The organism is Streptomyces sp. NPDC004542, from assembly GCF_040610035.1.
In the GTDB taxonomy this organism is placed as follows: Bacteria; Actinomycetota; Actinomycetes; order Streptomycetales; family Streptomycetaceae; genus Streptomyces.
The window spans coordinates 23260-40312 of sequence record NZ_JBEXLP010000037.1 but is presented as its reverse complement, the minus strand read 5'-3'; the positions used below and the strand labels follow the sequence as shown (position 1 = coordinate 40312).

The following is a 17053-nucleotide window of genomic DNA, read 5'->3' as shown; positions in this document are numbered from 1 at the left end:
CCGCATCCCGGACATCTACGCTCACCGGCATGACCCCTCAGCCCCATCCTCAGGCCGGCGCCGCCGTGAAGGCCGCGGACCGTGCGCACGTCTTCCACTCCTGGTCCGCGCAGGAGCTCATCGACCCGCTCGCCGTCGCCGGCGCCGAAGGGTCGTACTTCTGGGACTACGACGGCAAGCGGTACCTGGACTTCACCAGCGGGCTCGTCTACGCCAACATCGGCTACCAGCACCCCAAGGTCGTCGCCGCCGTCCAGGAGCAGGCCGCGACGATGACGACCTTCGCGCCCGCCTTCGCCGTCGAGGCGCGCTCCGAGGCGGCCCGCCTGGTCGCCGAGCGGACGCCCGGCGACCTGGACAAGATCTTCTTCACCAACGGCGGCGCCGACGCCGTCGAGCACGCGGTGCGCATGGCCCGGCTGCACACCGGCCGCCCGAAGGTGCTGTCGGCGTACCGGTCGTACCACGGCGGCACCCAGCAGGCGGTGAACATCACCGGCGACCCGCGCCGCTGGGCCTCCGACGGCGCCGCGGCCGGGGTCGTGCACTTCTGGGCGCCCTTCCTCTACCGCTCCCGCTTCTACGCGGAGACCGAGGAGCAGGAGTGCGCGCGGGCGCTCGAGCACCTGGAGACGACCATCGCCTTCGAGGGGCCCGGGACGATCGCGGCGATCATCCTCGAGACGATCCCGGGAACGGCCGGGATCATGGTTCCGCCGCCCGGTTACCTCGCCGGGGTGCGCGAGCTGTGCGACAAGTACGGGATCGTGTTCGTCCTGGACGAGGTCATGGCCGGGTTCGGGCGGACCGGCGAGTGGTTCGCGGCCGATCTGTTCGACGTCGTGCCCGACCTGATGACCTTCGCCAAGGGCGTGAACTCCGGGTACGTGCCGCTCGGCGGCGTCGCCGTCTCCGGGAAGATCGCGGAGACCTTCGCCAGGCGCCCCTACCCCGGCGGCCTGACGTACTCGGGGCACCCGCTGGCCTGTGCGGCGGCCGTCGCGACGATCAACGTGATGGCCGAGGAGGGCATCGTCGCGAACGCGGCGGCGCTGGGCGCGTCGGTGCTCGAGCCGGGGCTGCGGGCGCTGGCCGAGCGGCACCCGAGCGTGGGCGAGGTGCGGGGCGTCGGCATGTTCTGGGCGCTCGAGCTGGTGCGCAGCCGCGAGACCCGGGAGCCGCTCGTGCCGTACAACGCGGCCGGTCAGGACAACGCGCCCATGGCGGCCTTCGCCGCGGCGGCGAAGAAGCAGGGCCTGTGGCCCTTCGTGAACATGAACCGGACGCACGTGGTACCGCCGTGCAACGCGAGCGAGGCGGAGCTGAAGGAGGGGCTGGCCGCACTCGACGCCGCACTGAGCGTCGCGGACGAGTACACCCGGTGACGAAGCGGCCGCTGTCACCACCGCTTTCACGACCACGTACGTCAAAGCTCCGAACGCGTAAGGTGGCGTGCTCGTATAGGTGAGCGAGCACCCACCCGCACGTGTGAGGAGAGCCCCCCGACCATGCCCGGCAACGGCGCCGTGACCCGCAGCACCCTGCGACAGCAGATCGCGGACGCGCTACGCGACGAGGTGCTGGCCGGACGGCTCCAGCCGGGGCGGGAATTCACCGTGAAGGAGATCGCGGAGCTGTACGGGGTCTCCGCGACGCCGGTCCGCGAGGCGCTGGTCGACCTGTCCGCCCAGGGGGTCCTGGACGCCGACCAGCACCGCGGCTTCCGGGTGCCGGAGTACACGGCGGCCGACCACCGGAACATGATCGACGCCCGCTCCCTGGTCACCGACGGCATGTTCCTGGCCCTCGTCGAGCGCCACGAGGGCTTCCGGAACCCGGAGGACGCCCGCACGGCGGCCGCCCTCGCCGTGGTGCGCCGGCGCGGCGAGGAGGCGCGGCGCGCCGCCGAGGCCGGTGACCTCACCGTGCTGATCGGCTACGACCTGCGCTTCTGGCGCGAGCTCAGCGTCGTCTTCGGCAACCCCTACCTGACGGACTTCCTGCACCGGCTGCGCGTGCAGTCCTGGGTCTGCACGGTGCAGCACCTGCGCCGCCGCACCGACCTGCGCGGCCGGCTGTGGTCCGGGCACACCGAACTGGTCGACGCCCTGGCCCGCCGGGACGCCGCGGCGGCCCGCTCGATGATCGCCGCGTACAACGCGCACTCCCTGGCCCTGATCGAGCGGCCGGCCGGCGAATGAGGCCCGGGGTGTGGGTAGGGGACCTGCACGAGGGGAGTCGGCCGGGTCCCGCACCGACTACGCTTCCCTGTCCACCCTGCCATGCTGTACGCGTGCTGATGCGAGGAGCCCTCTTTGGCCTGTGACCTGTGGCTGGTCCCGCTCGTCGACGTGTTGTGCCACACCCCGGACAACCCGTTCGCCGAGGAACTCGCGCAATACAACAAGGTGCTCACCGAGGCCGGGCTCCCACCGGTGCCCGTGTACCAGTACATGCCGGGCCTGTCCGGCGAGGTCGCCCCGGTGGCCGGCTTCGACTACGACGCGCTGCACTTCCTGCGCCGCGTCTACCTGCTCCAGATGTGCGGGCTGCCGGTGACCCCGGTGGACGCGCTGGGCGGGGACTACGAGCAGCTGCTGGAGATGTTCGAGTCGACGGCCCAGCAGTCCCATCTCGTCTGGCACTACGACCACGCCGGCGCGTACGTCCCGGTGGACTTCCCCAACCCGCTCTCCAACGACGAGCTGCTGGCCGGCGGCGGGCCGCTGGGCTCCTCCCAGACCCTGCTGCGGGAGCTGGAGTTCGTCGCCCCGTCGATCGGCATCGACCCGGCCAACCCGCCGGCGCCCCCGGAGCCGCCCCGGGCGCCGACGGAGCTGGAGGAGCCGGCCGTCGCCGCGCCGTACGACCCCAGCCCGTTCGCCCGCGAACGGCACGTCTGGCTGGGACTGCACGCGGCGGCGACGCGGAGCCTGGCCCAGGGCTCGATGATCGTCTTCAGCTGAACCGGTCCCGTGCGGAACCGCGGAGAGCCCACGGGCCGGTCAAGGACTTTCATGTCCTTGACCGGCCCGACGGGAGCCGCGCACGGGGGCTCTACAGGAACGAGTTGATCTCGATCGTCTCGGTCCGGCCCGGGCCGACGCCGATCGCGGAGATCGGGGCGCCGGACATCTCCTCCAGCGCCTTGACGTAGTTCTGGGCGTTCTTCGGCAGGTCGGAGAAGGACTTCGCCTTGGTGATGTCCTCGGACCAGCCGGGCAGGGTCTCGTAGACCGGCTTGGCGTGGTGGAAGTCGGTCTGCGAGTACGGCAGTTCCTCCACCCGCCTGCCGTCGATCTCGTAGGCCACGCAGACCGGGATCTGCTCCCAGCCGGTCAGCACGTCCAGCTTGGTGAGGAAGAAGTCGGTCAGGCCGTTCACGCGGGTGGCGTAGCGGGCGATGACCGCGTCGAACCAGCCGCAGCGCCGGTCACGGCCCGTGGTGACGCCCCGCTCGCCGCCGATGCGGCGCAGCGCCTCGCCGTCCTCGTCGAACAGCTCGGTCGGGAAGGGGCCGGCGCCGACGCGGGTGGTGTACGCCTTCAGGATGCCGATGACCCGGCTGATCTTCGTCGGGCCGACACCGGCGCCGGTGCAGGCGCCGCCGGCCGTGGGGTTGCTGGAGGTGACGAACGGATACGTACCGTGGTCGATGTCCAGCAGCGTGCCCTGGCCGCCCTCGAAGAGGACGACCTTGTTCTCCTCCAGGGCCTGGTTCAGGACCAGGACCGTGTCGGAGACGTACGGCGCGAGCTTCTCGGCGTAGCCCAGCAGTTCCTCGACCACCTGGCCGACGGCGATCGCGCGCCGGTTGTAGAGCTTGGTGAGGACCTGGTTCTTGACGTCGAGGGCCGCCTCGACCTTCTGGGTCAGGATCGACTCGTCGTACAGGTCCTGCACTCGGATGCCCACGCGGTTGATCTTGTCCGCGTAGGTCGGGCCGATGCCGCGCCCGGTCGTGCCGATCTTCCGCTTGCCGAGGAAACGCTCCGTCACCTTGTCCACCGTGACGTGGTACGGCGTGATGATGTGCGCGTTACCGCTGATGAGGAGCTTGGACGTGTCGACGCCTCGCTCGTTGAGTCCGCTCAGCTCGGAGAGCAGGACCGACGGGTCGACGACGACGCCGTTGCCGATGACCGGCGTACAGCCGGGCGAGAGGATTCCGGAAGGGAGCAGGTGCAGTGCGTACTTCTGGTCGCCGACGACGACCGTGTGGCCGGCGTTGTTGCCGCCCTGGTAACGCACCACATAATCCACGGAGCCACCGAGCAGGTCGGTGGCCTTTCCCTTGCCCTCGTCACCCCACTGAGCACCGAGCAGCACAAGTGCGGGCACGCGCGTACACCCCTTCCGGGCGGGGCATGTCCAAGGTCAGGGGCGCACGCGTAGGCTTCACCGCCGCGTACCACCGCGACCGTCGTTGGCCGCACAACCGTCGGACCGGATGCCCCGGAATAGACGAAGCCCCTGGCGCAATAGCGCAAGGGGCTCTTGCACAAAGATGCTACCCGAGGAAGCGAGGCAGGACCGAGGTGGCGACTTTCGCGACGTCCGATCAGCTGCTGGTGATCATCGATCCCCTCGCCCGGCGGACGGACGGTGAGGCGGTGCGGATCGCGAAAGACGTGCTCAGCGCGGGTGCGGCCACGAAGGTGTGCCTGCCGGACGACACCCAGGAATTCGCCCGGGCGCTCACCCGGCGGGGCTCGCGGCGGCCGGTGGTGGTGGGCGACGACCGAGCCCTGGTCCGGGCGGTGACCCTGCTGCACCGGCGGCGGGAGCTGGCCGGATGTGTGCTGTCCATGGTGCCGGTGGGCGGTTCCCTGGCCCTGGCCGAGACGCTGGGCCTGCCGACGGGTGCCGTCGCGGGGGCGCGGACGGTGCTGGACGGCGTGGAGCGGCGCATGGACCTGCTGGTCGACGAGAGCGACGGTGTGGTGCTGGGCGCGTTGCGGATCCCACCGGCCCCCGCGCGGGAGGCCGCGGCGGCGGAGCCGGTGGCACCGGCCTCCGGGCGGCCGGGGCTGCGCACGAGGTACCGGTCCCTGGTGCGCACCCTCGCGGCCCGCCCCGCCCGGCTCACCACCGTCCCCGCGCCCGGCCCGTCCCGGCTGCGGGTGGAGGTCGACGGGGAGACCGTCATCGGCCTGGAGCAGCCCCTGGAGGCGGTCTCGGTGACCCCGGGCGCGGCCGGGGTGGCCGACGTGGAGGTGCGCCCGCTGTCGGTGGGCGCGGAGGCCTCCCCGCTGCTGGCGTCCGGGAGGACGGTCACGGTCACCGGGACGGACTTCCGCTACCGGGCGGACGCGGGGGTGTCGGGGCCGGTGCGCAGGCGGACCTGGCGGGTGGTGGAGGGGGCCTGGGGGCTGACGGTGCCTTCAGGATGAGGCGGGGGCGTGGAAGCCGGTGGTGTCGAGCGTGCAGCCGATGGGATCCGGGATGTACAGCTTCTCGCCGAACGACGTGGTGCGCCGCCCCTGGTATCCCTTGGGCGTCGGCTCCCAGAAGAGAGGGCGTAACTGATCGCAGACCATGTCCATCACGTCGGCGTAGTAGGCCTTTGACCACGGCGACACGACGATGCTCCCCCTGATGATCTCGGCCTTGTAGCCGTCGGGCACGTTCAGCTCATCGAGGAGGTCCAGGAGCTCTTCGAAGCCGTTGCGGGGCTCTGCATCGCTTGTCACCGGTCCCTCTGTCATCAACGTCATGACGCGCCCTCCCTCGGATGCAGACCAGCCACACCAGGGAGCAGCTGAGCGATCACCCGTCCGGACGCGCTCTCAGTGACCGGCGTCAGCGGCCGAAGGTCCGTTCCCGATGGGCGCGCCAGCGTTCCATCATCTCGGCGACGTCCTTCTCGACGAACTCGAAGAAGGCCAGCGTCTCGGCCAGCCGGCGCCCCGCCGGGGTGGCCGGACCCAGCTGGGCCACGCCCTCCCGCAGCGCCTCCTCCCAGCGCTTGATGATCGCCTCGCGGTTGGTGAGCGCCTCGTACCACTGGTCGCTGTGCACGCGGTAGCGCTCCCGCCGGGAACCGGGCTCCCGCTCCCGGGAGACCAGGTGCACCTGGGCGAGGTAGCGCACGGCGCCGGAGACGGCCGCGGGGCTGATCCTGAGCCGCTCGCCGAGTTCGGCGGAGGTCAGGGTGCCGGTGTCGGAGGCGAGGAGCGCGGCGAAGACCCGGGCGGGCATCCGGGGCACACCAGCCTCGACGAGCTGCGCCGCGAAGTGCTCCACGAACCGGGAGACCGACTCGGGGTCCCGCTCCACCTCTTCCGTCATCCCACCAGCCTAACCAGCCATTCGGAACTTCGGTAACTTCACAAATTTCTGAAAGAAGCGTACGTTCGGTGTCATGACGAAGGCAATCACCGTCTCCGGGCTGCACAAGTCCTTCGGCCGCACGCACGCCCTGGACGGCCTCGACCTGGACGTCGAGACCGGCGAGGTGCACGGCTTCCTCGGCCCCAACGGCGCCGGCAAGTCCACCACCATCCGGGTCCTGCTCGGCCTGCTGCGCGCCGACGCGGGCGCCGCGCGGGTGCTGGGCCACGACCCGTGGGCCGACGCGGTCGAGGCGCACCGCCGGATCGCCTACGTGCCCGGGGACGTGACCCTGTGGCGCAACCTCTCCGGCGGCGAGGTCATCGACCTCTACGGCAGGCTCCGCGGGGGACTCGACCCGCGACGCCGGGCGGAGCTGATCGACCGCTTCGAACTCGACCCCACTCGCAAGGGCCGCACCTACTCCAAGGGCAACCGGCAGAAGGTCGCCCTGGTCGCCGCCTTCGCCTCGGACGCCGACCTGCTCATCCTCGACGAACCGACCTCCGGCCTCGACCCGCTGATGGAGGAGGTCTTCCAGCGCTGCGTGGCTCAGGAACGGGACCGGGGCCGCACCGTCCTGCTCTCCTCGCACATCCTCAGCGAGGTCGAGGAACTCTGCGACCGGGTGAGCATCATCCGCAAGGGCCGCACGGTCGAGACCGGTTCGCTCGCCGACCTGCGCCACCTCACCCGCACCAGCGTCACCGCCGAACTCGCGGGCCCGCCGAACGGGCTGGCACGGCTGCCGGGCGTGCACGACCTCGACGTCCAGGGGCGGCGGGTGCGGTTGCAGGTCGACACCGACAAACTCGACGCCGTGCTGCGCTCGCTGACCGCGTCGGGCGTACGGTCGCTGACGTCGACGCCGCCGACGCTGGAGGAACTCTTCCTGCGGCACTACCAGGACGAGGGACAGAGCGAGGGCCGGGACGCGGGCCGGGGCGCGAACCTGGGCGAGGACCTGGGCGAGGTGGCCCGATGAGCACGCTCACCGGCACCGGCACGCTGGTCCGCTTCGCCCTGCGCCGCGACCGGGTGACGATCCCGGTCTGGATCGCGGTGAACGCCCTGATGGTCCTCTCCATGCCGAACACCCTCGAGGGCCTGTACGGCACCCCGGCCGAACGCGCCGACCTGGCGCGGCAGATGAACACCAACGCCTCCTTCCGCACCCTGGTCGGCCCGGTCTTCGACACCTCGGTCGGCGCGCTGACCGCCTGGCGCGTCGGCGTGTACGCGGGAGTGCTGGCCGCCGTGACGAGCCTGCTCGTCGTCGTCCGCCACACCCGGGACGAGGAGGAGAGCGGCCGGCAGGAACTGGTGGCGTCGGGCATGGTGGGCCGCCGGGCCTCCCTGACGGCGGCGCTGCTCACGGCGGCGGTGGCGAACGCCGTCCTGGCCCTGCTGGTGACGGCGGGCCTGGCCGGCCGGGGCGGGCCCGGGGCGCTCGCCCTCGGCCTCGGTCTCGCCGCCGTGGGCATGGTCTTCGCCACCACGGCGGCGATCCTCGCCCAGCTGACCGAGAGCGCCCGCCTGGCGCGGGGCCTGACGGCGGCGGTGCTGGGGGCCGCCTTCGTCCTGCGCGCGGCGGGCGACGCGGGGACGGACGGGGGTACCTCGGTACTGACCTGGCTGTCGCCGCTGGGCTGGCTGGAGAACCTGCGGCCCTTCGCCGGCGAACGCTGGTGGGTGCTGCTGCTGTTCGCCGCGGCGGCCCTCGCGCAAGGCGCGGTGGCGTACGCCCTCGCCGGCCGCCGCGACCTGGGCATGAGCTTCCTGCCCACCCGGCCGGGGCCGCCCGCCGGCCGGCTGGGCTCGGCGGCCGCGCTGGCCTGGCGGCTGCAGCGGGGCGGCGTGCTCGGCTGGTGCGCCGGCTTCTTCCTCGCCGGGGTGGTGTACGGGGGGATCACGGACGGCGCGGCCGACCTGGTCCGCGGCAACGGCAAGGCGCGGGAGGTCTTCGAGCGGATGGGCGGGCACAGCGGCCTCACGGACGCGTTCCTCGCCTCGATGACCGGGATGCTCGGCATGATCGCCGCCCTGTACGTCGTGGCGTCGGTGCTGCGGCTGCACGGCGAGGAGACCTCGGGGCGCGCCGAACCGGTGCTGGCCGGTGCGGTCGGCCGGCTCCGCTGGGCGGCCGGCCACCTCGTGCCCGCCTTCGCCGGAGCCGCGCTGATCATGCTCCTGGCGGGTCTCGGCCTCGCGGCCGGCTACGGCAAGGAGACCGGCCCGGTCCTGGGCGCGTGCCTGGTGCAGCTGCCGGCGGTGTGGGTGGTCGGCGGGGTGGCGGTGCTGCTCTACGGGGTGGTGCCGAGGGCGGCCACGGCGGCCTGGGGCGTGGCCGTCGCCGTGCTGCTGATCGGGTGGGTGGGCCCGGCCCTGGACGCGCCCCAGGCGGTCCTGGACCTGTCCCCGTTCGGGCACCTGCCGAAGCTGCCCGGAGGCGACATGGCGTGGGCGCCGGTGCTCGCCCTGCTGGGGCTGGCGGTGGTGCTGGTGACCGCCGGGCTGGCGGGCCTCAGGCGGCGTGACATGACCGCCTGAGGCCCGCGCCCGCGTCACCCCACCTCCACGCTCAGTCCCTCCAGCCCCCGGATCACGAAGTTCGGCTTGCGCTTCGGCTCGGCCGTCGGCCGCAGCGTCGGTGCCTTCTCCAGCAGCGCCGTCATCGAGGCGGCGAGCTCGATACGGGCGAGGGGCGCGCCGATGCAGTAGTGGATACCGGCGCTGAAGGAGATGTGCGGGTTGTCCGCGCGGGTCAGGTCCAGCCGTCCGGGGTCGGCGAAGACGGCCGGGTCGTGGTTGGCGGAGCCGAAGAGCATGGCGATCTCGGCGCCCCTCGGGATCGTCGTGCCGTCGATCTCGATCTCGTCCAGGACCCAGCGTTCGAAGAGCTGGAGGGGGGTGTCGTAGCGCATCAGCTCTTCTACGGCGGACGGGACCAGGGAGTGGTCCGCGCGCAGGGCGGCCAGCTGGTCCGGGTTGCGGAACAGGGCCCACCAGCCGTTCACGGTGGCGTTGACGGTGGCCTCGTGGCCGGCGTTGAGCAGCAGCACCGCCGTGGAGATCATCTCCTGCTCGGTCAGCCGGTCGTCCTCGTCGTGCGCCGCGATCAGGCCGGAGACGAGGTCGTCGCCGGGCTCCTTGCGGCGGGCCGCGATCAGCTCCCTGAGGTAGTCGGAGAACTCGACGGACGCCCGCACGGCCCTCGCCGCCGTCTCCTCGGACGGGTTCAGCTCGTACATCCCGCAGATCTCCGCCGACCAGGGCCGCAGCGGGGCCCGGTCGGACTCCGGGATGCCCAGCATCTCGGCGATCACGGCGACCGGCAGCGGCTCGGCCACGTCCGTCAGCAGGTCGCCGCCGCCCGCCTCGACCAGGGCGGACACCAGGTCCTGCGCCAGGCCGTGCACGTAGGGCCTGAGCCGTTCCACCGTGCGCGGGGTGAACGCCTTCGACACCAGGCGCCGGATCCGGGTGTGGTCCGGCGGTTCGAGGTCGAGCATGCCGTGGTCGTTCAGGACGTGGAACGGCTCGTGCTCCGGAGGCGGCGCGGTGCGGCCGAACTCCTCGTGGGTGAACCGGTGCTGGTACGTCCGTCCCAGCCGGCGGTCCCGCAGCAGCGCCGAGACGTCCGCGTGGTGCGGGACCAGCCACTGGTCGCTGGGCTCGTAGTAGACCGCCCGGCCCCTCCCCCGCAGCTCGGCGTAGGCCGGGTACGGGTCGGACACGAACGCCGGGTCCCAGGGGTCGAACGCGAGGTCGTCAGCAGCTGCCATGAGCGGACGCTAGCCCGGCACGGGGCCCGCTGACCAGGGGGTCGGGGACCCGGCCACCGGGCCCGGCACCACGCCCGCCCCTCCCCACCCGGGCGGGTGACACGGAACAGCGGCCCCGCCCCTGACCCCGCCCAGAAGGACGCCTCGGCACGGCAGCCGGCCGACGGGGTGCGGGTGGTGGCCGCCGGTGAGGCCCTCCTGGCCCCCTCGGTCACCAGAGGGCTGATCACGGAGTTCTCCCGGCTCGCCCGGGCCCCGCGCCCGGCGGCGGCGGGCCCGGCCGCCTACGGGGACCTGACGGAACGCGAGACGGAGGTACTCGTCCGGCGGAGGTGGGGCCGGGTGCCGCCGGGTACGGGCGTGAGCGGGCGCGGCACGGTGCTGTGCGGCGGACCGCGTCACCCTGTGGGTCACCCCGCGCGTCACCCGCGTGTCACCACGCCAGCTGCACGATCTCCTCCGCGACCACCGCGCAGGCGTCCGCCGCCGGGTCGATCAGCGGGAAGTGGCCGACGTCCTCCAGCAGGGTCAGGCCCACCACCTCGCCCGCCTTCGCCGCCGCGTCCGCGTACGCCTCGGCGACCGGCTGCGGGACGACCAGGTCCGTGCGGCCCTGGACGAGCGTGGTCGCGATGCCGGTGGGCAGCAGCAGAGCGGGGTCGGCGTACGGCCTGCGCTCGGCGAACTTCTCTTCGCCGCCGAGGAGTTGGAGTGCCGCGTTGCCGCAGACCTCCAGTTTCCCGGCGACCGCGAAGTCCGCGATCGGGGCGAGGGCGACCACGCCGCGCAGCGGGGCGGGGCCGTCGGTGCGCCAGGGGGCGCCGGCGGGCAGGACGTGACGCGCCGCCGCCCACAGGGCCAGGTGACCGCCCGCCGAGTGGCCGGTGAGCACCATGCGGCGGGGGTCGGCCTGGGGAAGTGCCTCGCGGACGAGCGCGGGCAGCGCGTCCAGGGCCGCGGCGACGTCGTCGAACGTGTCCGGCCAGCGTCCGGCGACCGGGCCGGCCTCGCCGCCCTGCGCCGGGGTCGCGCCGCCGCGGCGGTACTCCACGTTGGCGACGGCGAAGCCCCTGCGGGCCAGGAAGCCGGCGAACGGGGTGATGTGGCGGCGGTCGTAGGCGGCGCGCCAGGCTCCGCCGTGCAGGACGACGACCAGGGGGGCCGGGCCGCCGGGGCCGCTCACGCCGCGCGGCGCGTAGAAGTCGATCACCTGGTCGGGGTGGCCGCCGTAGGGGCGGGTGGCGTCGGGGTCGACGGACGGGTGCGAGAAGGCCGACTCCTCCTCGGCGGCGGCGCGGGATGCTGCGACGGCGTCGTCCGGCATGCTCCAACCTCTCAGCGGCGTAACGGGGTTTGGCGGATCAGGTGTCGAATCGGCCGTTGGCGGGGACGGTATCAGGCCGGTGACGTGCCATGTCACGCTCGGTGAGGATAAACGGTTCTGCGCCGGGTGGGGGCCGGGGCCGCGGCTTCCCGCCCCCGCCGCCCAGGCCCGTCCCAGGGACTCCGCCCCCGCACCCCGCCGGGGCTCCGCCCCGGACCCCGTCAGCCCGAACGGGCTCGTCCTCGAACTCCCCCGGAAGGGGCGCCCCCAGACAGGCTGAAGGGGGTGGGCACAGGCCCGGCGGCGGACACCGTCACGCCATGAGGACGTCCCCCAGTACCCGGGCCGCCCGCTCCACGTCCGCGAAGCTCACGTACAGCGGGGTGAAGCCGAAGCGGAGGACGTCGGGGTGGCGGAAGTCGCCCACGACACCGCGCTCGATGAGGCGGCGCATCACCTCCCCGGCGTCGTCGCAGCGCAGCGCGATCTGGCTGCCGCGCTCCTCGTGACGTACCGGGGTGAGGGACTCGACGCGGCCCGGCGGGACGTACGCCGTGACGCACTCCAGGAAGAAGTCGGTCAGGGCGAGGGACTTGGCCCGTACGGCCGGCACCGACACGTCCTCCCAGACCTCCAGCGCCGCCTCCAGGGCCAGCATCGACAGGATGTCCGGCGTGCCGACACGGCCGCGCGGCGCGCCCGCCGCCGGCTCGTAGGCGGAGCGCATGCCGAAGGGCTCGGCGTGCGAGTTCCAGCCGGGGAGGGGGGAGTCGAAGCGGGGCTGCAGATCCTGGCGGACGTACAGGAACGCCGGTGAACCCGGGCCGCCGTTCAGGTACTTGTAGGTGCAGCCGACCGCCAGGTCCACCCCGTGCTCGTCCAGGCCCACCTCCAGCGCGCCCGCGCTGTGGCACAGGTCCCAGACCGCGAGCGCGCCGGACGCGTGGATCGCCGCCGTGAGGGAGGGCAGGTCGTGCAGGCGGCCGGTGCGGTAGTCGACCTGGTTGAGCAGGACCGCCGCCGTACGGCCGCCCAGCGCGCCCGGCACCTCCGCGGGGGTCACCGCGCGCAGGGTGCTGCCGGTGAGGCGGGCCGCCGACTCGGCGATGTAGCCGTCCGTGGGGAAGGTCGTCGCGTCGACCAGGATCTCGTCGCGGTCCTCGCCCGCCATCCGTACGGCCGCCACGAGTGCCTTGAAGACGTTGACGCTGGTGGAGTCGCCCACCACGATCTGGCCCGGCGCCGCGCCCACCAGCGGGGCGATCCGGTCACCGATCCGCTCCGGTGCCGTCCACCAGCCGCTCTCCGTCCAGGAGCGGATGCGCAGCTCGCCCCACTCCCGGCGGATCACGTCGTCCAGCCGGGCGGGTACGTGGGCGGGCAGCGCGCCCAGTGAGTTCCCGTCCAGGTACGTGACGTCGTCGAGCGCGAAGCGGGACCTGACGGCGGCCAGGTCGTCCGCCGCGTCCAGTTTCTCCGCCCGTGCGGTCAGCTCAGACATGGGACCTCGCCGTCCACAGCTCGGGGAAGACGTTCTTCTGCGCGCGCTTCTCCAGCCAGGCCACGCCCGCCGAGCCGCCGGTGCCGGGCTTGGCGCCCATGGCGCGGCGGGTGGCGACCAGGTGGTCGTTGCGCCAGCGCCAGACCAGTTCGGCCACGTCGCTCAGCGCCTCCCCGAGCCGGGCGAGTTCGGCGCCCTGGTCGCCGGAGTAGATCGCGGCCCAGGCCTGCTCGACGGCGTCCGAGGGCTCGTAGCGCAGCGACACGTCCCGGTCGAGGACGGCCGCGGGGATCTCGTACCCGCGACGGGCCAGCAGCCGCAGCACCTCGTCGTAGAGGCCCGGCTCGTGCAGGGCCTTCTCCAGTTCGGCGTGCACGCGCGGCGCTCCCCGGTGCGGGACGAGCATCGACGCGGACTTCTCACCGAGCAGGAACTCCATGCGGCGGTACATCGCCGACTGGAACCCGGAGCCCTCGCCGAGGGCGGAGCGGTAGGAGTTGAACTGCGCCGGGGTGAGCTGACCGAGCGGCTTCCAGGAGGCGTTGAGCGCCTCCAGCTGGCGGACGGAACGCTTCAGCGCGTCGATCGCGACCGGCACCCGGTCCTCGCGGAGCGCCCTGGCGGCGGTCTCCCACTCGTGGACGATGACGGTGAACCACAGTTCCATCACCTGGGTGGTGACCAGGAAGACCATCTCTCCGGGGTCGTCGGAGAGGGTGTGCTGGAGGTGGGTGAGCACGTCCGCCTTGACGTAGTCCTCGTACGGCGTCGTACCCGCGAAGTCGAGATGCGGGGTCTCGGGCTCAAGGGCCTCGGGGGGCTTTTGGGAGGTCTGGTGAGCCTGTTGGGACATCGCTGTCTCCTGTTGTTACTCAGGGTAGCGGTCCGCCCCTGCCGATGCCGGCACGGGGGCCCCGGTCCCCGAACCGCATCTTGCGTGATACCTCCGGGTACGGCAAGGCCCGTCCGCTGCGGGACGGGCCACACCGTGGCCTCAGCAAGGCCTCGGCCGAGGGCTCAGCGAGGGCTCAGCCGAGGGTCTGGGCCGCCGTCGGGGAGGAGTCCTTCAGGAACTGCGTGCAGCGCTCGTACTCCTCCTGCTCGCCGATCGACTGCGCCGCGCGGGCGAGGGCGTGCAGGGCGCGCAGGAAGCCACGATTGGGCTCATGCTCCCAGGGGACCGGCCCGTGGCCCTTCCAGCCGCCCCGGCGCAGCGAGTCCAGGCCCCGGTGGTAGCCCGTACGGGCGTACGCGTACGACTCGACGACCGAGCCCCGCTCGAAGGCGTCGTCGGCCAGCTGGGCCCAGGCGAGCGACGAGGTGGGGTACCGGGCGGCGACGTCCGCCGGCGCGGTGCCCTGGGCGAGGAGCTCACGGGGCTCCGGGTCGTCGGGGAGGTGCGTGGGGGGCGGGCCCCCGAGGAGGTTCTCGTGGATGCTCATGGGGTCCAGTCTGTCGCACGGCGGCCCGCGGCTACGCCCGGCGGTCGCCGCGCTCCAGCGGCGGTGCCGTCACCCAGCCGTGTGTCCGGCATTCGGGGCGGCGGCAGCCCGGTCCGGGGCGGCGTACGAAGGCGAGGGCCAGCGCCGCCCCGGCCACCAGCACGCCGGCGCAGACCGGCATGGCCCTGCGGAAGGCCGCGTCGAAGGCGGCCGCCGAGCGGTAGGCCTCCGGGCCCATCCCGGCCAGCAGCGGCAGCGCGGCCACCGCGATCAGTCCCGCCGCCCGTGCCGCGGCGTTGTTGATGCCGCTGGCCAGGCCCGCCCGGGCGGTGTCCACGGAGGCCAGCACGGTGGCCGTGAGCGGGGCGACCAGGGTGACCATGCCGGCGCCCATGACCAGCAGCGCGGGCAGCACGTCCGTCACGTAGTCCGCGTCCGGGCCCACCCGCAGCATCAGCAGCATCGCCGCCGCGCACAGCAGGGGCCCGGCGGTGAGCGGGAGGCGGGGCCCGATCCGGTCGGCGAGGGCGCCGGAGCGGGCCGAGAACAGCAGCATCAGGGCGGTCGTCGGCAGCAGGGAGACACCGGCCTGGAGGGGCGAGTAGCCGGACACGACCTGGAGCTGGAGGGCGGTCAGGAAGAAGAAGCCGCCGAAGGCCGCGTAGACGCAGAGAGTCACCAGGTTGACCGCGGTGAACTGGCGGGAGGCGAAGACGTCGAGCGGCAGCATCGGGTCGGGGCGGCGCTTCTCGACGTGCCAGAAGGCGACCGCGGCCAGCAGCCCCGCCACCGCCGCGAGGGCGACGGCCGGTGAGCCGCCGCGGGCCTCGATCAGCGCGTACGTCACCAGGGCCAGGGCCAGCGCGCCCAGCACGGCGCCGAGCACGTCGAAGGGGCCGTGCGCACGGTCTTCCCCGGCGGACTCCGGTACGTGCCGCAGGGCGACCGGCGCGCACAGCAGCGCCAGCGGGACGTTCAGCAGGAACACCCAGCGCCAGCCGGGGCCGGAGACCAGCCAGCCGCCCAGGAACGGGCCGACGGCCGCCCCGATCCCGCCGAAACCGGACCACAGGCCGATCGCCCTCCCCCGGTCGTCGGGGTGGAAGGACGCCTGGATCAGGGCGAGGGAGCCGGGGGTGAGCAGCGCCCCGCCGACGCCCTGCAGGGCACGGGCCGCGATCAGGACGCCCGGGGTCGGGGCGAGTCCGCACAGCAGGGACGCCGCGGCGAACCAGACCACGCCGATCACGAAGACCTTCCGGCGGCCGTAGCGGTCGCCGAGGGAGCCGCCGAGCAGGATCAGCCCGGCCAGCGTCACCATGTACGCGTTGACCGTCCACTGGAGGGCGGCGAGGCTCGCGCCGAGGTCGCGGCCGATGGTCGGGAGCGCCACGTTGACGACGGTCGAGTCCAGCATGGCCATGCTGGAGCCGAGGACGGTGGTGAGCAGGATCCACCTGCCCTGCGGGGAGGCGAGCCGGACTTCGGGCATGGCCCCGGGTATTTCGGGCATGGCCCCAGGTATACAGCGGGTCCGGCGCCGTAGACAGACGCCGGACCCACCGGAAGACACCGTCGCCGGTTACTTGATCCTGTTGCCCGCGGACCGCAGGTTCTGCGTGGCCTCCACGACGCGCGCGGCCATGCCCGCCTCGGCCAGCTTGCCCCAGGTGCGCGGGTCGTAGGTCTTCTTGTTGCCGACCTCGCCGTCGACCTTCAGGACGCCGTCGTAGTTCCTGAACATGTGGTCGGCGACGGGACGCGTGAAGGCGTACTGCGTGTCCGTGTCGATGTTCATCTTGACGACGCCGTTCTCCAGCGCGGTGCGGATCTCCTCCTCCGTGGAGCCGGAGCCGCCGTGGAAGACGAAGTCGAACGGCTGGGAACCGGCCGGCTTGCCGTACCGGGCGGCGACGCCCTCGTTCAGCTCCTTGAGCAGGTCGGGGCGGAGCACCACGTTGCCCGGCTTGTACACGCCGTGCACGTTGCCGAAGGAGGCGGCCAGCAGGTAACGGCCTTTGTCGCCCAGGCCGAGCGCCTCGGCGGTGCGGATCGCGTCCTCCACCGTGGTGTACAGGGAGTCGTTGATCTCGTGGGAGACGCCGTCCTCCTCGCCGCCGGTCGGGGTGATCTCGACCTCGAGGATGATCTTCGCGGCGGCGGCGCGGGCCAGCAGCTCCTGGGCGATCTCCAGGTTGTCGGCGAGGGTCTCGGCGGAGCCGTCCCACATGTGGGACTGGAAGAGCGGGCCCAGACCGGCCTTGACGCGCTTCTCGGAGAGCGCGATCAGCGGACGTACGTACCCGTCGAGCTTGTCCTTGGGACAGTGGTCCGTGTGCAGGGCGACGGTGACCGGGTACTTCTCGGCGACGATGTGCGCGAACTCGGCCAGCGCCACCGCGCCGGTGACCATGTCCTTGTCGTACTGGCCGCCCAGGAACTCGGCGCCACCCGTGGAGATCTGGATGATGCCGTCGCTCTCCGCCTCCGCGAAACCGCGCAGGGCCGCGTGCAGGGTCTGGGAGGAGGTCACGTTGATGGCCGGGTAGGCGAACTTGCCTGCCTTCGCCCGGTCGAGCATCTCGTTGTAGACCTCGGGGGTTGCGATGGGCATCTGTCCGCTCCTTGTATGTGCGGGTTGCGTTCTGCGATTACGGCCCTGACCTAG

16 protein-coding genes and 1 pseudogene are annotated in these 17053 nt (G+C 72.7%); 7 read left to right on the top strand and 10 right to left on the bottom strand.

Translation table 11 applies throughout. The features are described 5' to 3' along the window. Positions 1-29 precede the first annotated feature (29 nt). The 3 genes from ABZX30_RS21100 to ABZX30_RS21090 all read left to right on the top strand — a co-directional run bounded on the left by ABZX30_RS21100 (position 30) and on the right by ABZX30_RS21090 (position 2966). The gene (locus ABZX30_RS21100) at positions 30-1385 is read left to right on the top strand and encodes an aspartate aminotransferase family protein (protein WP_355935481.1); all 1356 of its coding nucleotides are present in this window, start codon (positions 30-32) and stop codon (positions 1383-1385) included. A 123-nt stretch (positions 1386-1508) separates the two neighbouring features. Continuing rightward, a complete protein-coding gene (locus ABZX30_RS21095) occupies positions 1509-2201 on the top strand; it encodes a GntR family transcriptional regulator (protein WP_355935479.1) in 693 nt (230 codons plus the stop codon). Between the two features lie 114 nt (positions 2202-2315). Continuing rightward, positions 2316-2966, top strand: a complete 651-nt coding sequence (locus ABZX30_RS21090; protein ID WP_355935478.1) for a hypothetical protein — start codon at positions 2316-2318, stop codon at positions 2964-2966. Positions 2967-3057: 91 nt separating this feature from the next. On the opposite strand, the gene ABZX30_RS21085 is transcribed toward ABZX30_RS21090, so the two are convergent. Continuing rightward, positions 3058-4341 carry an adenylosuccinate synthase gene (locus tag ABZX30_RS21085; RefSeq protein ID WP_355935477.1) on the bottom strand — a complete coding sequence of 428 codons (1284 nt, stop codon included), beginning with the start codon at positions 4339-4341 and terminating at the stop codon, positions 3058-3060. A 197-nt stretch (positions 4342-4538) separates the two neighbouring features. Here ABZX30_RS21085 and ABZX30_RS21080 point away from each other — a divergent pair, with 197 nt between their 5' ends. Next, positions 4539-5393 (top strand): diacylglycerol kinase, encoded by an 855-nt coding sequence (locus tag ABZX30_RS21080; protein WP_355935476.1) that lies wholly within the window; start codon positions 4539-4541, stop codon positions 5391-5393. Here the strand turns inward: ABZX30_RS21080 and ABZX30_RS21075 are convergent. Beyond that, positions 5385-5717 carry a hypothetical protein gene (locus tag ABZX30_RS21075; RefSeq protein ID WP_355935474.1) on the bottom strand — a complete coding sequence of 111 codons (333 nt, stop codon included), beginning with the start codon at positions 5715-5717 and terminating at the stop codon, positions 5385-5387. The two genes, ABZX30_RS21080 and ABZX30_RS21075, sit on opposite strands and share 9 nt — an antisense overlap. An 85-nt stretch (positions 5718-5802) precedes the next feature. Next, positions 5803-6291, bottom strand: a complete 489-nt coding sequence (locus ABZX30_RS21070; RefSeq protein ID WP_355935473.1) for a MarR family transcriptional regulator — start codon at positions 6289-6291, stop codon at positions 5803-5805. A gap of 73 nt (positions 6292-6364) precedes the next feature. On the opposite strand from ABZX30_RS21070, the gene ABZX30_RS21065 reads away from it, so the two are divergent. Then, a complete protein-coding gene (locus tag ABZX30_RS21065; RefSeq protein WP_355935472.1) occupies positions 6365-7318 on the top strand; it encodes an ABC transporter ATP-binding protein in 954 nt (317 codons plus the stop codon). Further along, complete coding sequence (locus ABZX30_RS21060) at positions 7315-8883, top strand: ABC transporter permease (protein ID WP_355935471.1); 1569 nt, start codon at positions 7315-7317, stop codon at positions 8881-8883. The genes ABZX30_RS21065 and ABZX30_RS21060 overlap by 4 nt, the downstream gene beginning before the upstream one ends. A gap of 14 nt (positions 8884-8897) precedes the next feature. Here the strand turns inward: ABZX30_RS21060 and ABZX30_RS21055 are convergent, their stop codons facing one another. Continuing rightward, a complete protein-coding gene (locus ABZX30_RS21055; protein WP_355935469.1) occupies positions 8898-10118 on the bottom strand; it encodes a cytochrome P450 in 1221 nt (406 codons plus the stop codon). Positions 10119-10253: 135 nt separating this feature from the next. On the opposite strand from ABZX30_RS21055, the pseudogene ABZX30_RS21050 reads away from it, so the two are divergent. Then, positions 10254-10442: pseudogene (locus ABZX30_RS21050) on the top strand (DNA-binding response regulator); the annotation flags it as partial. A gap of 109 nt (positions 10443-10551) precedes the next feature. Here ABZX30_RS21050 and ABZX30_RS21045 read toward each other — a convergent pair. The 6 genes from ABZX30_RS21045 to fbaA form a co-directional block, all read right to left on the bottom strand. Further along, positions 10552-11442, bottom strand: a complete 891-nt coding sequence (locus tag ABZX30_RS21045; protein ID WP_355935467.1) for an alpha/beta hydrolase — start codon at positions 11440-11442, stop codon at positions 10552-10554. A 313-nt stretch (positions 11443-11755) separates the two neighbouring features. Beyond that, the gene (kynU, locus tag ABZX30_RS21040; RefSeq protein ID WP_355935465.1) at positions 11756-12943 is read right to left on the bottom strand and encodes a kynureninase; all 1188 of its coding nucleotides are present in this window, start codon (positions 12941-12943) and stop codon (positions 11756-11758) included. Beyond that, positions 12936-13796, bottom strand: coding sequence for a tryptophan 2,3-dioxygenase family protein (locus tag ABZX30_RS21035; RefSeq protein WP_355935463.1), 861 nt, complete (start codon positions 13794-13796; stop codon positions 12936-12938). The genes kynU and ABZX30_RS21035 overlap by 8 nt, the downstream gene beginning before the upstream one ends. A gap of 175 nt (positions 13797-13971) precedes the next feature. Further along, positions 13972-14385, bottom strand: coding sequence for a DUF3151 domain-containing protein (locus ABZX30_RS21030; protein WP_355935461.1), 414 nt, complete (start codon positions 14383-14385; stop codon positions 13972-13974). 31 nt (positions 14386-14416) lie between these two features. Next, complete coding sequence (locus ABZX30_RS21025) at positions 14417-15877, bottom strand: MFS transporter (RefSeq protein ID WP_355935517.1); 1461 nt, start codon at positions 15875-15877, stop codon at positions 14417-14419. A 90-nt stretch (positions 15878-15967) separates the two neighbouring features. Beyond that, positions 15968-16999, bottom strand: coding sequence for a class II fructose-bisphosphate aldolase (fbaA, locus tag ABZX30_RS21020; protein ID WP_355935460.1), 1032 nt, complete (start codon positions 16997-16999; stop codon positions 15968-15970). Positions 17000-17053 lie beyond the last annotated feature (54 nt).

Excerpts from the sequence above, each read along its gene's own strand:
- ABZX30_RS21095 (WP_355935479.1), top strand. The coding sequence starts at position 1,509 with ATGCCCGGCAACGGCGCCGTGACCCGCAGCACCCTGCGACAGCAGATC.
- ABZX30_RS21065 (WP_355935472.1), top strand. The coding sequence starts at position 6,365 with ATGACGAAGGCAATCACCGTCTCCGGGCTGCACAAGTCCTTCGGCCGC.
- ABZX30_RS21075 (WP_355935474.1), bottom strand. The coding sequence starts at position 5,717 with ATGACGTTGATGACAGAGGGACCGGTGACAAGCGATGCAGAGCCCCGC.
- ABZX30_RS21070 (WP_355935473.1), bottom strand. The coding sequence starts at position 6,291 with ATGACGGAAGAGGTGGAGCGGGACCCCGAGTCGGTCTCCCGGTTCGTG.
- ABZX30_RS21100 (WP_355935481.1), top strand. The coding sequence starts at position 30 with ATGACCCCTCAGCCCCATCCTCAGGCCGGCGCCGCCGTGAAGGCCGCG.
- ABZX30_RS21060 (WP_355935471.1), top strand. The coding sequence starts at position 7,315 with ATGAGCACGCTCACCGGCACCGGCACGCTGGTCCGCTTCGCCCTGCGC.
- ABZX30_RS21025 (WP_355935517.1), bottom strand. The coding sequence starts at position 15,877 with ATGCCCGAAGTCCGGCTCGCCTCCCCGCAGGGCAGGTGGATCCTGCTC.
- ABZX30_RS21035 (WP_355935463.1), bottom strand. The coding sequence starts at position 13,796 with ATGTCCCAACAGGCTCACCAGACCTCCCAAAAGCCCCCCGAGGCCCTT.
- ABZX30_RS21045 (WP_355935467.1), bottom strand. The coding sequence starts at position 11,442 with ATGCCGGACGACGCCGTCGCAGCATCCCGCGCCGCCGCCGAGGAGGAG.
- ABZX30_RS21055 (WP_355935469.1), bottom strand. The coding sequence starts at position 10,118 with ATGGCAGCTGCTGACGACCTCGCGTTCGACCCCTGGGACCCGGCGTTC.
- fbaA (WP_355935460.1), bottom strand. The coding sequence starts at position 16,999 with ATGCCCATCGCAACCCCCGAGGTCTACAACGAGATGCTCGACCGGGCG.
- ABZX30_RS21030 (WP_355935461.1), bottom strand. The coding sequence starts at position 14,385 with ATGAGCATCCACGAGAACCTCCTCGGGGGCCCGCCCCCCACGCACCTC.
- kynU (WP_355935465.1), bottom strand. The coding sequence starts at position 12,943 with ATGTCTGAGCTGACCGCACGGGCGGAGAAACTGGACGCGGCGGACGAC.